This is a genomic window from Tsukamurella sp. 8F (assembly GCF_029167375.1).
In the GTDB taxonomy this organism is placed as follows: Bacteria; Actinomycetota; Actinomycetes; order Mycobacteriales; family Mycobacteriaceae; genus Tsukamurella.
This window is the reverse complement of the sequence record NZ_JARFTP010000024.1, coordinates 21,109-35,183: the sequence shown is the minus strand read 5'-3', so window position 1 is coordinate 35,183 and position 14,075 is coordinate 21,109. Positions and strand designations below refer to the sequence as shown.

The following is a 14,075-nucleotide window of genomic DNA, read 5'->3' as shown; positions in this document are numbered from 1 at the left end:
GCGCTCAGCTCCTCTTCGTGGTCGGCGTGGTCTGGTGTGGCGTGACGGGGTTCGCGAGCGGAGCGTCGAGACTGGCGAGCCGCTCGGCCGCACGCATGCGGACGGGCGCGGCGCGCGGGTTGTCGGCGATCTCCTGCTCGGTGGCGCGTTCTGCACCACGGGTGAGCAGCCGGAACGTAGGGGCGGTACCGGGCAGATCCACCGGTAGCCCGGCGGGCGTCGTGGACCGGGTGCGTTCGGCCAGCGCGGCTTTGACGATGCGATCCTCGAGCGACTGATAGCTCATGAACACGATGCGGCCGCCGGGCGCGAGCACGTCCAGGCCGGCGGGCACGGCCGCCTCCAGGGATGCGAGCTCGCGATTGACCTCGATCCGCAGTGCCTGGAACGTGCGCTTGGCAGGGTGCCCCCCGGTCCGCCGCGCCGGCGCGGGGATGGTGGCATACAGCAGTTCGACGAGGCGGCCGCTGGTCGTGAACGGCTCGCGCACCCGCTCGCGAACCACGGCGGCGGCGATCTTCGACGCGAACTTCTCCTCGCCGTACGTGCGCAGCACACGTGCGAGATCGCGAGCCTCGTACGTGTTGAGAACGTCGGCGGCGGTCAGCTCGTCGGTCGGATCCATGCGCATGTCGAGTGGAGCGTCGACCGAGTATGCGAACCCGCGATCGGTCTGATCCAACTGCATCGAGGAGACGCCGAGGTCGAACAGGATCGCATCGGCGGCGGGGATGCCCAGGCCCGCGAGCGCATCTGCGATGCCGTCGTAGCGGGTGTGCACGGCCACGAACCGGTCGCCGAACGGCGCGAGGCGTTCGGTTGCCGTCGCGATCGCGCGAGTGTCCCGGTCCAGGCCGACGACGGTGAGCGCGGGGAACGCCCGCAGCATCATCTCGCTGTGGCCGCCCAGCCCGAGAGTTCCGTCCACGTACACCCGGCCGGCACCGTCCGCACCGACTACCCGCGCCTGGTCGGGGGCCGCTCCCAGCGCCGGGGCGAACAGTTCCCGCGCCCGGGCGGCGAGAACGGGGACGTGCCCGTAGGCACGGGAGGCCCCCACCTCGTCGGCACCGTCTGCGGGCATGGGGGAACTCCTGAAGTCGCGTCGTGTTCTGTGGGAAGCGCGGCGATGATCCTTGGTCCCCGCCCGATCCGTACCTGGCGCTGGGGAAGTGCGTCAGGGCCGTTCGGGCGCAGGCCACGGGCCACCGCGGTGTGCCGGGACACTCAGAAGATCGATCTGAGGGCGTCCGACTGGGGTTGCGAGTAGTCCTCCTCATGCGCGGCCTGGTAGACGTCCCAGGCCTCCGCGTCCCAGATCTCCAGGAACCGCCGGGATCCCACGACCACGCATTCCTTGGTCAGGCCTGCGTAGCGTCGATGATCGTTCGACAGGGTGATCCGGCCCTGGGCATCGGGTCGTTGCTCGTCGGAGCTGGCGAAGAAGTTGCGGTAGAAGGCGCGCCCGGCCGGGTCGGTCCACTCGATCGCGTCGGCCTTCTCGGAGATCCGTTCGAACTCCGCCTTGGGGTAGACGGTGAGGCTGCGGTCCTGTCCTTTCGTGATGGTGATTCCTCCCGCGAGTTCGTCGCGGTACTTGGCAGGCAGGGTCAGGCGACCCTTGTCGTCGAGCTTCGGCGTGTAGGTACCCGTGAACGCCACGGCAACCTCCCGCCTCCCGCTCTGGGGGTGTGTTCCGGATCGGGCCCCTGGGTCGTACTCCCTCTCCGCTGCGCCCCACTTTACCCCACGATTCACCACTTTCAACCACGACGCGCACGAAATTTCGGGGCTTTCCACGAGTATATGCAGGTCAAGGTAGTGGTTGACGGTGGGGGAAGCGACCGGGGTCCGCGCGTCGCACGATGGGTGGCCAGCGATTTTCCCTCACGCCAGTGCATTTCAGTGACGTATGTGACTTGGCTACCTGCGGAGATGTCACAGAGTGGGGAGAAGTGGGGATCTAGGGGCCGGGTGGGGCGCGGTGGGGCGCGAGTGGGGCGTCAGCGCGCCAAGGAGGCCCAGACACGATTAAGGCCGCCACCCCGGTAGGGTGGCGGCCTTACGAGACACGATATGAGCCGATAGAAGCGGCGCCGAGTCCGGCCTCACGAATGCCGCGCGGCTACCGGCCTTGCCGCCGACATCATGCGCGCAAGCTTGCGTTCGCCGGTAGCGAAACCCGGTGAGCACCGGCCGACCGGGGCGCGCCGACTACTCGAACCGGTGCCTGAAACGGTCCTCCATACGCTTACTGAAGCTGCGACCGTCGCCGCCCTTGGAGCTCTTCTTGCCGGGCTTCGGGCCGACGGTGCCGTCTGAACGGACCGCGCCGACCGGCCCCTTGGTCCCGCCGGACCAAAGGAGGTAGACCAGGGAGCCGAACATCAGGAGGAACCCCACGATGCCGACGGCCACCTGGAGCTGGACCGCTTGAAGCAACAGGCCGGTGACGAGAAGTACCAGGCCAACGATGAAACCGACCCCTGCAAAGATCCGACGCTTCCCCGGAACCCGTGAGATCCGGCTCCCGCGCACGCTCGATGCGAACTTGGGGTCCTCAGCGTAGAGCGCGCTCTCGATCTGATCGAGCATGCGCTGCTCGTGCTCGGAGAGTGGCACGTTCCCCTCCTTTAGCACTAATGGGGTCGACCTTGTTCCTGTACAGAATCCGCTTCCGTACGGATCCCACCGCCAATGATACGAGGCTTCCGGGCCCGGGACCACTGACCTGCTGCAAGTCTACTACCGCGCGTCACGCTGAGAACCCGGCCGCGCGGTGTGGATCGGACCGCTTCCCCTGCTCACTCGGCCCCCGCCGGACTCGAGTCAGGCCGCCGCCTCCAGATCCGCCTCGACCGCGTTCAGGAAGGTCTGGACCCGCGCGTGCAGGGTAGCCACCTCATCATGAGACACGGTGCGACCCGACGTCGTCTCGAGAGCCGCTACCACCCCGGACACCGCCGTGAAGTAAGACGCCCACTCCTGGTACGCCGGTGCCGCCTTGGCCAGCCTCAGCCAGGCGTTGCGTGAAGGACGTCGAACCCCGGTCTCCCGCTCGGCGAGTACGGCGGCCGCACCGCGCAGTGCCGCCAGATAGATCTCGCGGAACTGGTCCTCTGTGGGCGCCTCCCCGCCGGCGCGGGACAGGAACTGGTCGGCTCGGTCGAGCATCGCCAGTGAACCCGTGCGGGTGCTCGCCGCACGCGCCCGACCGGTGCGGCTCGCGCGCACACCGCGTAGCACATCGCCTCGCGAATGCGCCGTATACACCGCGGCCTTCGCCTCTGCCCCCTGCGGCACCGCCCCGGCCATCGCCGGCGTCGTCGTCTCGGTCATGTCCGCCCCCTTTCGCGAGCCTCGATCCGTCACCGTCTTCGTACCGGACGGGTCTGACATGTAACGCTTCCCTCGTTCCATGCCAGCCCGCCGGCACCGGGCCGCGCTCGGTGGACACGCCACGTCTGGCGCAGGTTATCGAACAACTGACCCGTTTATCGAACTTCCATTCGATACCTTCTAATATAGCCTGGGTCCCCGACACGTCAAGGCGACCCGGGCCCGGCGCACGGGCCCGAACGGGCCAGGCCGAACGAGGAGGGCGGGATGGACTCGGCAGCACGACCCGGCGCGCCCGCCGCCGACTACCGCGACACACGGATCGTCGAACTCTCACCGCACGACGCAACCCTGTGGCTGCCCGCTGCGCTGGAGATCTACGTGACCGCGATGGACTATCCGCGGGGGACCGAGACCCACCGCGCACCCATGTGGCGCGAGCACCTCGGACGTGACGGCTTCGCCGCCTTCGGCGCGATCACCGCGCTGCCCACGCCGGAGGGGGCAGTCGACCATCTGGTGGGTATCGCGTACGGCTACAGCGGCGAGCGGGATCAGTGGTGGAACCACCAGCTCCGGCTCGGGCTGCGACAACGCGGCTACGGCGCTCGCCAGGTCGACGAGTTGTCGGCCCGGTACTTCGAACTCACCGAACTGCACGTGCACCCGAGCGCGCAGGGCCACGGTATCGGCAGCCGGTTGCTGCATGCACTGCTCACCGACCGCCCCGAGCCCCGGGTCCTGCTCTCGACGCCCGAGGTCCCCGGCGAGGAGAACCGCGCCTGGCGCCTCTACCGGCGCTGTGGGTTCACCGACGTCCTGCGCGACTTCCGTTTCTCCGGCGACCCCCGCCCTTTCGCCGTCCTCGGGCGCACCCTGCCGCTGGCGTCCCGACCCGCCTCCGCGCGATCGGCCGCCCCGCAACCCGGCCCCGCCGGGTGACCGACGTCGACTGCGCCGTCGTAGGGTCCGGTCACAACGCGCTGGTAGGGGCTGCGTACCTCGCCCGAGCTGGACACTCCGTCACCGTGTTCGAGCGGGACTCCGTACCCGGTGGGGCCGTATCCACTGTCGAGCGCTTTCCCGGATACCGCGTCGACCGCGGCTCCTCCGCACACCTGATGATCCGGCACACCGGCATCGTCGAAGAACTGCAGCTGGCGGACCACGGCCTCACCTACCTGGACTGCGACCCATGGGCGTTCGCTCCCCCGCCTCCCGAGGAGCCACACGCCCCGCCGATCGTCTTCCGTGTCGACCTGGACGCGACCTGCGCATCGATCGCCCGGGCCTCCGGCGACCGCGACGCGCGCGCATATCGCCGATTCGTGACCGACTGGCGCCCGCGCGCCAGGGCCATGATGTCGGCGTTCGGCACGGCCGCGACCCCCGCCGGCCTGGGGCGGGCGTTCTGGCCCGCGCGCGGCAGGGACACCGTCGCCGGCATGTCCCGCGCGTTCCTGCAGTCCGGGGACGCACTACTGGACGACTACTTCGACGACGAGCGCCTCAAGGCGGCGCTCGCGTGGTTCGGTTCGCAGTCGGGTCCCGCGATGAACGAGCCCGGAACCGCGCCGATGGTCGGCTTCGCCGCGCTGATGCACGACCTACCGCCCGGGCGTGCGATCGGCGGCAGCGGGGCCCTTACGTCGGCTCTCCTCTCGCGTCTCGGCTCCGACGGTGCCACAGTCCACGTGGGACGGGCCGTGACCGCACTCGCCCTCGACGGCGACGGATGGCGCGTCGAGACCGCGGCCGGGCCCGTCCACGCCCGCACGGTCCTCGCCGGCTGCCACATCCTCACCACGCTGGACCTGCTCGAGGCCGGCGGACGCACGTCTGTCGCGAACTGGCGTCGCCGGATCGAGGTAGGGCCCGGCGTCGGGATGGTGCTGCGCTTGGGGACGACCACGATGCCCGCGTTCGACGGTGTGCCCGCGTCCGACCAGGCGGGTCTGGGCCTGCTCGTGTCCGACCGCGGGCAGCTCGCCCGGGCCCGCGGCGAGATGCTCGCGGGGCTGACGCCCACGCGTCCCGCGGTGCTGTCGATGGCGTTCTCGACCCTCGACCCGTCGATCGCTCCGCCCGGCGAACACTCGGTGACGCTGTGGTCGCAGTGGTATCCATACCGTCTTCGCACCGGCTCCTGGCCCGACACCGCGGCGGCCGAGGCGGACCGCGTGCTCGCCGAGGCGGATCGGTGGGCTCCCGGTCTCTCCGCCGCCGTCCGGCACCGGCACGTGCAGACGCCCGACACACTCGAATCGGAACTCGGCCTCGTCGGCGGGAACGTGATGCACGTGGAGATGACGCTGCACGACATGCTGCTGTTCCGGCCCCTGCCCGAGCTGGCGGGCCAGCGGGTCCCGGGGGCGCCCGGGCTCGTCCTGACCGGCGCGTCCACGCACCCGGGCGGAGGCGTCAGCGGTGCATCGGGCCGCACCGCGGCGCGACTCGTCGCCCGGGACCTGCAAGGCGCCACCGGTCCGCTCACCCGTCTCGTGCGGCGTCGACGCTGACCGGCGAGCGGACGCGCCGGGCGGGCACATGCCACCGCCGCCCGCGGGAACTGGCACGATGTCACACGTGCGTGCCGAACTCCCGACCGAGCTCCCCGCGCGACAGCGCCTTCCCCGCGTCCTCGCGGTCGCGGTCCTGCTGCTCGCGGTGTGCCTGCCCGCGCTCGCGGCGTGCTCCCCCGACCCCCAGGCCGGAGACCGGGTGTACGGCCGGATCGTGGCGGCCCAGGTGCCGGCCGCCGATCCCAAGGGACCGCAGCTGTCGGTGCCGACGGAGCTCACCGGCGTCGCCTCCGTCGCGGGCTACGATGCGGCGGGCAAGGTGGGCACGCAGCTGACCTTCGGCCCGCTGACGTTCGGGCAGTTCAACCAACTGGGCGACCTGATATCGCAATCGCTGCCCGAGTCGTCGGCATCCATGAAGATGACCGTGGCGCGCACCGGCTCCACGGTCGTGCTGTCCGGTACCGCGGACCTGACGTCGCTCGCCAAGGGCAGCGCCGTCGTCACCGTGTCGGTGCAGTTCCCGGGCCCCGTCACGGCGACCAACGGCCAACAGGACAGCGACGACACGGTCACCTGGAACCTGCAGGCAGGGGCTTCGGCGACCATGACGTCCGAGAGCCAGTACGCCGACCCGTCGATCCAGTCGTTCACCAAGTGGGCCTGGATCACCGCACTGATCACCGTGCTCATCGCCGCGGCCGTCGGCGCCGTGGCTTACACGCACCGGGACCGCAGCCCGAAGCCGGGCTCCGACGGCCCGGCCGAGTCGCTGATCGAGCTACCCCAGTGGCTCCGGGAGAAGCTCGGCCGCTGAGCCGCTAGACCCGCGCCGGGATCATCCCGAGGTTGCCCAGCACCTCGCTCGTCGCCTTGGCGAAGTTCAACGTGCAGAAGTGCAGGCTGGGCGTCCCCTCGTCGATCAGCCGCTGTGCGATCGACGTCGCGATCTCGATGCCCGCGGCCCGCACCGCGGCGCGGTTCTCCTCAGGCCCGTCGCCCGCAGCGGTCTGCAGGGTGGCTCGGATGTCCGCGGGGATCTTCGCGTTCGACAGCTCGGCCATGCGCGAGACGCTGCGCAGCGACGTGACCGGCATGATGCTCGGGATGATCGGCTTGGCGCCCTGCTCGGGGTCGAGCGCGGCGACGCGGTCGCGCAGCCGAAGGTAGTCGTCGACCTCGAAGAACATCTGCGTGATCGAGTAGTCCGCGCCGGCCCGCAGCTTGTCCACCAGGAATCGCGTATCGGATTCGATACTGGTCGCGCGGTAGTGCCCCTCGGGGAAGGCCGCAACGCCTACGGTGAAATCGCCCAGCTCGCGGACGAGCGCTACCAGCTCCGACGCGTACTCGACGCCGCGCGGGTGCTTCACCCATTCGCCGAGCGGGTCTCCGGGCGGGTCACCACGCAACACCAGTAGGTTGCGCACACCCTGGTCGGCGTACGCGCCCACGAGCTGACGCAGCTCGTCGACGCTGTGGTTCACAGCTGTGAGGTGCGCCACCGGCAGCAGTTGCGTGGTAGCCACCATCTCGCCGGTGACGCGCACTGTGCGCTCGCGCGTGGACCCGCCCGCTCCGTAGGTCATCGAGGCGAAGGCGGGGTCCATCCGCTCGAACGTGCGCAGCGCACGCCACAGCCGCGCCTCCCCGTCGGCGTCGCGCGGTGGCATGAACTCCACAGAGAACGGCATACGCCCCGCCGCGCGCTGCGCCCGCACACGGGCACCCACCGTGGGTTCCGTCACCGTCTGGCGCGCTCCCGGCGCGTCCCGGTTGTCTTCCGTCACGTCGCCCAGCATAGATTTCTCCTATGGGAACTCAGCCCGCCACCACCCTCGCCGACATCGCCGCAGCGGTGCAGCCGGAGCTGGAGACCTTCGTCGCGGAGCGTCGGGCGATGGTCGAGACCGTCGGGCCCGCCTTCGCCGACGCCGTGTCGGGGCTGGAGAGATTCGTCCTGCGCGGAGGCAAGCGGATCAGGCCGGCGTTCGCATGGGCGGGCTGGCTCGCGGGCGGCGGTGATCCCGAATCGCGGGAGGCACGGCGCGCGTGCTCATCGCTCGAGTTCGTCCAGGCCTGCGCCCTCATCCACGACGACATCATCGACGCGTCCCACACCCGCCGCGGGCACCCGACCACACACCGCGAGTTCGCCGCGCTGCACGTCGAGAACGGCTGGGCGGGGTCGGCCGACAGGTTCGGCGAGGCCGTCGGGATCCTGCTCGGCGACCTGGCGCTCGCGTGGGCCGACGACATGTACCGGGACGCGGGCCTGTCGCACGCGGCCTATGCGCGCGCCGCAGGGGCATGGGCCGCGATGCGCACCGAAGTCCTCGGCGGGCAGTATCTGGACATCGTCGGCGAGGCGTCGGGGGACGAGAGCCCGGAGGCAGCGGAGCGCGTCGTGCGGTTCAAGACGGCCGGCTACACCGTCGAGCGTCCGCTGCATGTAGGGGCCGAGCTGGCCGGCGCGGATCCGGGCACGGTCGACGCCCTGCGCGCGATCGGCGTGGACCTGGGTATCGCGTTCCAGCTGCGAGACGACCTGTTGGGCGCGTTCGGGGACCCGGCGGTCACCGGCAAGCCGTCCGGGGACGACCTGCGGTCCGGCAAGCGCACGCCGATGCTGGCGGACGCGCTCGCCGCGGGCGGTTCGGCCGCGGAACGCCTACGTGGGCTCGTCGGCACGGACCTGGGCGACGACGGTGTGCTCGCCGCGCGAGCGGCGCTCGTCGAGACCGGCGCCGTCGCGCACGCCGAGGAGCGGATCGCGGAGCTGACGCGCCGGGCCACGTCCGCCGTCGCGGCCGCGCCCATACCCGACGGTGCCCGGACCGTCCTGTCCGGCCTTGCCGCCGTACTCGCCGATCGGAGGGCGTGACCATGAGCTTCCGCGACTTCCTGCGCGGCCCCGAGGGACGCCCCGCCCTGACCGGCTGCGCCGCCTCGGTGCTGATCACGATCGGAAGCTTCGGCGCAGCAGCCGTCCGCGTGCACGATGTGGCGCTCGAGGAGACCCACCTGTCGTGGCTGCGCTTCGGGCACGGGCTGATGTTGTCGTCGATCGCGTTCTGGGTCGGCATCGCGGTATTCGTCGTCTCGTGGGTGCGACTCGGCCGATTCACGCTCGCCGGCCGCATCGGCCTGCCCGAGCTGCGCGGCACCCTGGTGCTCTGGGTGGTCCCGCTGCTCATCGCGGTCCCGCTGTACTCCCGCGACGCGTATTCGTATCTGGCGCAGGGCGCGTTGCTGCGCGACGGGCTCGACCCGTATCAGGTCGGCCCGGTCGTCGACCCCAACCCGATCCTCGACGACGTGAGCGGCATCTGGACGACCACGACCGCGCCGTACGGTCCCGCCTTCATCCTCCTCGCCAAGTTCGTCACGCAGTTGTGCGGCGACGACGTCACGCTCGGGACGATCGCGCTGCGCATCGTGATGCTGCCCGGCCTCGCGCTCATGGTGTGGGGCGTGCCTGCGCTTGCGTGGCGACTCGGCGTGCGCCCCGCAGTCGCGACATGGTTCAGCGTGCTCAACCCGCTGCTCGTCATCCACCTCATCGGCGGCGTGCACAACGAGACCCTCATGGTCGGCCTGCTGCTCGCGGGCATCGTGCTGGTGCTCGACCGCAAGCACGTAGCGGGGGTTGCGGTGCTCGCGGTCGCCGTCGCGGTGAAGGGCACGGCGGGCATCGCGCTGCCGTTCGTCGTCTGGATCTGGTACCACCACCTCCGTGAGGACCGGAGCGACGAAGCCAGAACGCGCGGTCCGGTGTGGGACTTCGTGCGGGTCGGAGTGTCGTCGGTACTGCTCTTCGCCGCGGTGTTCGCGGGTTTCACGCTCGCCGCCGGCGTGGGCATCGGGTGGCTCAAGGCGCTGGCCGGGGCGATCAAGATCATCAACTACATCTCGATCCCGACCGCGCTCGCGCAGCTGGTGACGCTCGTGGCCAGCCCGTTCACCGCACTCAACCTGATGCCGGTGCTGGCGGTGACGCGCACCCTCGGCGTGGCCGCCCTGGTGATCGCTCTCCTGACTCTGTGGTGGCGATTCCGGCAGGACGAGAAGCGCAACGTGGAGGGCATCGTCTGGTCGCTGCTGGCGGTGTGCCTGCTCTCCCCCGCATCGCTGCCCTGGTACTACACATGGCCGCTCGCGGTGTCGGCCGGGATGACGCTGTCGCCGCGCGCGATGGCGGTCGTGGCCGGCTGCGTCACCTGGGTGATGGCCGTTTTCATGCCCACGGGGTCCATCGGCCTGTACTCGTGGTGGAACGTGCTCCTCGCGGCGGCGCTCGGCGTGCTGACAGGGTGGTCGCTGCTGCGGCCCGACCCGCTGCACGTGCGGGAGTTCCTCGGACTGTCGGAGCTGCCGCCGGTCAGAACGCCAGCGACTGCGCCCGGCGAATGACCTCGCGCGCGTGATCGGTATGCAGGACGTCGATCGGCGCGGCGCCGCCCTCGAGGTCCTCCTGCTCCTCGAACAGCCAACGCATCGCCTCGTCGATCGTGAACCCGCCGTCGGCCAGCACGCTCAATAGACCGGCGAGGTGCTTGGCCACGGCGAAACGGCCGTCCACCTCGCCGAAGAAGGCCTGGGGTACATGGAGGTCGCCACCGCGGCGCACGGCGATCAGCCGGCCGTCCCGGATGTACTGGAGCACCTTCGACGGTGAGACCCGGAGGCCCTTCGCGACGGTGTCGAGGGAGTAGGTCGGGACGGTATCGGGCAGCACGCCGGCCGCGACGTACGGAATCGCACTCACCGGCGGCACTCTACCCGCCTCGGGACCCACCCCCTCGAGGTCACGATCCGGCTACGTCTTCCGGCGCCGAGAGTGCCGAACCGGACTTGTCGTGCCCGGTCGCTACGCTGAACTGTCGGCTCGGGAAGCTCCCGGCGCCGTCGGCCGTGCGGCCGTCCGTCACGCAGAGAGGACCACGAGCGAGGTGAACGCCCCCCGCGACCGCCTGATCGGCGCGCGCATCGACCAGCGCTACCGCATCGACGCCGTGATCGCGCGCGGCGGCATGTCGACCGTGTACATGGGGCTCGACCTGCGGCTGGACCGACCGATCGCCATCAAGGTGATGGACCCGAAGTACGCCGAGGACAGGCAGTTCGTGTCCAGGTTCGAGTTCGAGGCGCGGTCGGTGGCCAAGCTCAAGGACCCTGGGCTGGTGGCGGTCTACGACCAGGGGGTCGACGGTGAGCTCGCGTTCCTGGTCATGGAGTTGGTGACGGGCGGGACGCTGCGCGAGCTGCTGGCCGAGCGCGGTCCCATGCCGCCGCATGCCGTGGCAGCGGTCATGGCCCCCGTCCTGGGCGCTCTGGGCACCGCCCACCGCGCCGGGCTGGTGCACCGCGACGTCAAGCCGGAGAACATCCTGATCTCCGAGGGCGGCGAGGTGAAGATCGCCGACTTCGGACTGGTCCGAGCCATCGCCGCGGCGTCGGTGACGAGCTCGTCCGTGATCCTGGGAACCGCCGCGTACCTGTCGCCGGAGCAGGTGGAGTACGGCACGGCCGACCCGCGCTCGGACGTCTACTCGAGCGGCATCATGATCTACGAGTTGCTCACCGGTGACGTGCCTTTCACCGGCGACACCGCGATCTCACTCGCCTACCAGCGCCTGCACAACGACGTCCCGCCGCCCAGCGAAGCGATCGCGGGGGTCCCGCCCGAACTCGACGAGTTCGTGGCGCGCGCGACGGCCAGGGATCCCGAGCAGCGGTTCGAGGACGGGGAGTCCATGGGTGCTGCGCTGGCCGAGCTGTCGGACCGCCTGCACTTGCCCGCCTTCACTGTGCCCGCGCCCCGGTCCAGCGCCGAGCAGCGCGCCGCCGCAGCGATGTACGACGCACAGCGGAACCAGCCGCACATCCCGTCCGCCGCCGAGCCGACGGGCATGGTCGGCCCCGCGGGCCCTATGCCGATGTCCGACCTGCCGCCACCCGTCGCGGACGGCCCCGCGCCGACGCTCGTGGAGCCCGCGTTCGGGCTGGGCGCAGGTCCCGCGCACCGGGTCGCCGGCCCCGCCGACGGCCGGCACGCGACCCGCGCGGAGACGATGCACGAACCGCTGCCCGAGGAGGTGGCTCCGCGCCGCCGCCGGCGCACCCGGACCTACGTGCTCGTGGCCGTGATCGCGATCCTCGCACTCCTCCTCGCGCTCGGCGGATGGTGGCTCGGCGCGGGGCGGTTCACCAACGTGCCGTCCGTGTCCGGGCTGGATAAGACGGCAGCGGTCTCGGCCCTCGAGCACGCCGGATTGGAGGTCTCCGAGTCCGGCACGTACAGCAACGACATCGCCGAGAACAAGGTGACTGGGGTCGAACCACCGTCGGGGGCCCGCGTATCACGGTTCTCGTCGGTGACCCTGAAGTACTCGCTCGGCCGCCCGGTCGTACCGCAGTTCCAGGCGGGGGCGAGTCCCGATACCGTCGACAAGCTGCTGCGCGACCACGGCCTGACGCCCGTCCACGGCCCGCGGCAGTTCAGCGAGAGCGTCCCCGAGGGCGGCGTCGTCGGCCTGTCGCCCACGCCCGGCACGCGCATGACGGTCGGGGCACAGGTCACGGTCGTCGCCTCGGCCGGCAACCACCCGGTCACCATCCCCGATGTACGTGGCCAGTCCGAGGACGATGCCCGCACGGCGATAACGCGCGCGGGCCTCACGGTATCGGGGACGAAGCAGCAGTTCGACTCCGGCGTGGACGCCGGACGGGTCGCGGGTACGGACCCGTCCGGCCAGGTGAATCGCGGCGGCAGCGTGACGCTGCTGATCTCCAACGCGCTGACGGTGCCCAACGTGACCGGCAAGACCCGCGCCGACGCCCAGCAGGCCCTGCAGGACGCCGGGTTCGATGTGCAGGTCTCAGGCGACGACGGCGACTCGTCCCTTGTGACATCGGTCAGCCCGCCCGTCGGCTCACACGTCGATCCGGCGAACAACACCGTGACACTCACCGTCTCCCGCAAGGTCGTGGTGCCCTCGGTGACCGGCATGAGCGTCGGTCAGGCGAAGAGCACCCTCCAGGGGATGGGGTTGCAGGTGAAGGTGCAATCGATCCTGAGTTCCGACAGCTCCCAGGTCATCTGGCAGTCACCGAGCGGCGGGTCGCAGGTCGAGCCCGGGCGCACCGTCACCGTGACGGCGATCCCCTGAGCCGCCGGCCACGCCCGACCCTCCGGGCCTAGAGCCCCAGAGCAGCAGCGAGTTCGGCCGCGGTGATCGCACCGGGCCCGGTGCCTTCCGCGCTCGCGCGGCGCATCGCACGAGCCAGCCCCCCGTTCACGGGTGCGCGCAGGCCGAGCCCGTGGGCGAGCGTCACGATCTCGCCGTTGAGGAAGTCGACCTCGGTGGTTCCCGCCCCACGCGCGAGCGACTGCCACGTGGACCCGCCGAGCTGCTCCGGAGCTCCGGGCACGGGCTGCACCTGCAATCGTGCGCGCGAGGCCTGCTCCTCCTCCTCGGAGTTGATGCCGATCCCGGCCGCCGCGTAGATCGTCTCCGCCTCGTCCCGGACGGCGCGCGCGATATCACCGTCGACTGTCCCGAGCAGCGCCTGGTTCGCGTTCACGAGGTTGTTCAGCAGCTTGCGGTACTTCCAGGGCAGCACGTCGTCGGGCAGCGGCACCTCGAATCCCGCCCGTCCCCAGTCTGCGGCGACGGCTCCCAGCAGGGCGCGGTCATCGTCGTCGGCCAGCGCGGCGGGGACGCGGCTCGTGTGCAGGATCCCGCGCAGGGGCGTCCCCCCGACGAGCACCTCGCCGGGGGTGAGGAACGTCGCCGGCATCCACACACACACGCCGTAGACGCGGGCGAACCAGCGCTGCGCGCGGTGCTCGGCCTCGACCCCGTTGAGCGCGATGAGAGCGGGCAGCGCCTCCCCGGCGGTGCGGTCACCCACCGGAGCATCGGCCCACTCCGCCAATGCCGCCTCGATCTGGTGGGTCTTGGTCGCGAAGACCAGGACGTCGTCGTCGGTGAGCACTACGTCCGCGGGTGAGCCCGCGACGGTGACCGCCGTCGTGAAGTCAAGGTCGGGCGTTCGGACACGCAGGCCCGCGTCGCGCAATCGATCGAGGTGCGCGCCGCGGGCGACGAGCACGGTGGGGATGCCGGCGCGCGCGAGCAGGCCGCCGATCCCGCCGCCGATGGCGCCCGCACCGACGATCACGTATCGGTTCGTCATGACTGCCATGTA

The 14,075-nt window shown here is 70.8% G+C and carries 13 protein-coding genes; 6 read left to right on the top strand and 7 right to left on the bottom strand.

Translation table 11 applies throughout. The features are described 5' to 3' along the window. Positions 1-4 precede the first annotated feature (4 nt). From rsmH to P0W64_RS16765, 4 genes are all read right to left on the bottom strand, one after another. The gene (gene rsmH, locus P0W64_RS16780) at positions 5-1,084 is read right to left on the bottom strand and encodes a 16S rRNA (cytosine(1402)-N(4))-methyltransferase RsmH (RefSeq protein WP_275481302.1); all 1,080 of its coding nucleotides are present in this window, start codon (positions 1,082-1,084) and stop codon (positions 5-7) included. Positions 1,085-1,227: 143 nt separating this feature from the next. Next, the gene (mraZ, locus tag P0W64_RS16775) at positions 1,228-1,662 is read right to left on the bottom strand and encodes a division/cell wall cluster transcriptional repressor MraZ (protein ID WP_275481301.1); all 435 of its coding nucleotides are present in this window, start codon (positions 1,660-1,662) and stop codon (positions 1,228-1,230) included. A 552-nt stretch (positions 1,663-2,214) separates the two neighbouring features. Continuing rightward, positions 2,215-2,622, bottom strand: coding sequence for a DUF3040 domain-containing protein (locus P0W64_RS16770; protein WP_275481300.1), 408 nt, complete (start codon positions 2,620-2,622; stop codon positions 2,215-2,217). Between the two features lie 207 nt (positions 2,623-2,829). Further along, on the bottom strand, positions 2,830-3,339 hold the full coding sequence (locus P0W64_RS16765; protein ID WP_275481299.1) for an SAV_6107 family HEPN domain-containing protein: 510 nt from the start codon (positions 3,337-3,339) through the stop codon (positions 2,830-2,832). Between the two features lie 267 nt (positions 3,340-3,606). Between P0W64_RS16765 and P0W64_RS16760 the strand changes: the two genes are divergently transcribed. The 3 genes from P0W64_RS16760 (at position 3,607) to P0W64_RS16750 (ending at position 6,678) form a co-directional block, all read left to right on the top strand. Next, positions 3,607-4,281 carry an N-acetyltransferase gene (locus tag P0W64_RS16760; RefSeq protein ID WP_275481298.1) on the top strand — a complete coding sequence of 225 codons (675 nt, stop codon included), beginning with the start codon at positions 3,607-3,609 and terminating at the stop codon, positions 4,279-4,281. Further along, complete coding sequence (locus P0W64_RS16755; RefSeq protein ID WP_275481297.1) at positions 4,278-5,858, top strand: NAD(P)/FAD-dependent oxidoreductase; 1,581 nt, start codon at positions 4,278-4,280, stop codon at positions 5,856-5,858. Before P0W64_RS16760 ends, P0W64_RS16755 begins: the two co-directional genes overlap by 4 nt. A gap of 67 nt (positions 5,859-5,925) precedes the next feature. Continuing rightward, positions 5,926-6,678 carry a DUF3153 domain-containing protein gene (locus P0W64_RS16750; RefSeq protein WP_275481296.1) on the top strand — a complete coding sequence of 251 codons (753 nt, stop codon included), beginning with the start codon at positions 5,926-5,928 and terminating at the stop codon, positions 6,676-6,678. A gap of 4 nt (positions 6,679-6,682) precedes the next feature. Here the strand turns inward: P0W64_RS16750 and P0W64_RS16745 are convergent, their stop codons facing one another. After that, entirely contained in the window at positions 6,683-7,609 is a 927-nt protein-coding gene (locus tag P0W64_RS16745) for a methylenetetrahydrofolate reductase (protein WP_275481327.1), read from the bottom strand. A 152-nt stretch (positions 7,610-7,761) separates the two neighbouring features. Between P0W64_RS16745 and P0W64_RS16740 the strand changes: the two genes are divergently transcribed. Next, positions 7,762-8,745, top strand: coding sequence for a polyprenyl synthetase family protein (locus P0W64_RS16740; RefSeq protein WP_275481326.1), 984 nt, complete (start codon positions 7,762-7,764; stop codon positions 8,743-8,745). Between the two features lie 2 nt (positions 8,746-8,747). Then, positions 8,748-10,274, top strand: a complete 1,527-nt coding sequence (locus P0W64_RS16735) for an alpha-(1->6)-mannopyranosyltransferase A (RefSeq protein ID WP_275481295.1) — start codon at positions 8,748-8,750, stop codon at positions 10,272-10,274. Here the strand turns inward: P0W64_RS16735 and P0W64_RS16730 are convergent. Continuing rightward, positions 10,243-10,629, bottom strand: coding sequence for an Rv2175c family DNA-binding protein (locus P0W64_RS16730; protein ID WP_275481294.1), 387 nt, complete (start codon positions 10,627-10,629; stop codon positions 10,243-10,245). The genes P0W64_RS16735 and P0W64_RS16730 overlap by 32 nt on opposite strands. Before the next feature lie 184 nt (positions 10,630-10,813). Between P0W64_RS16730 and pknB the strand changes: the two genes are divergently transcribed. Then, positions 10,814-13,033, top strand: coding sequence for a Stk1 family PASTA domain-containing Ser/Thr kinase (gene pknB, locus P0W64_RS16725; protein ID WP_275481293.1), 2,220 nt, complete (start codon positions 10,814-10,816; stop codon positions 13,031-13,033). A gap of 28 nt (positions 13,034-13,061) precedes the next feature. On the opposite strand, the gene P0W64_RS16720 is transcribed toward pknB, so the two are convergent. After that, the gene (locus P0W64_RS16720; protein ID WP_275481292.1) at positions 13,062-14,063 is read right to left on the bottom strand and encodes a 2-dehydropantoate 2-reductase N-terminal domain-containing protein; all 1,002 of its coding nucleotides are present in this window, start codon (positions 14,061-14,063) and stop codon (positions 13,062-13,064) included. Positions 14,064-14,075: the final 12 nt, after the last annotated feature.

Excerpts from the sequence above, each read along its gene's own strand:
- rsmH (WP_275481302.1), bottom strand. The coding sequence starts at position 1,084 with ATGCCCGCAGACGGTGCCGACGAGGTGGGGGCCTCCCGTGCCTACGGG.
- P0W64_RS16765 (WP_275481299.1), bottom strand. The coding sequence starts at position 3,339 with ATGACCGAGACGACGACGCCGGCGATGGCCGGGGCGGTGCCGCAGGGG.
- P0W64_RS16760 (WP_275481298.1), top strand. The coding sequence starts at position 3,607 with ATGGACTCGGCAGCACGACCCGGCGCGCCCGCCGCCGACTACCGCGAC.
- P0W64_RS16740 (WP_275481326.1), top strand. The coding sequence starts at position 7,762 with ATGGTCGAGACCGTCGGGCCCGCCTTCGCCGACGCCGTGTCGGGGCTG.
- P0W64_RS16735 (WP_275481295.1), top strand. The coding sequence starts at position 8,748 with ATGAGCTTCCGCGACTTCCTGCGCGGCCCCGAGGGACGCCCCGCCCTG.
- P0W64_RS16720 (WP_275481292.1), bottom strand. The coding sequence starts at position 14,063 with ATGACGAACCGATACGTGATCGTCGGTGCGGGCGCCATCGGCGGCGGG.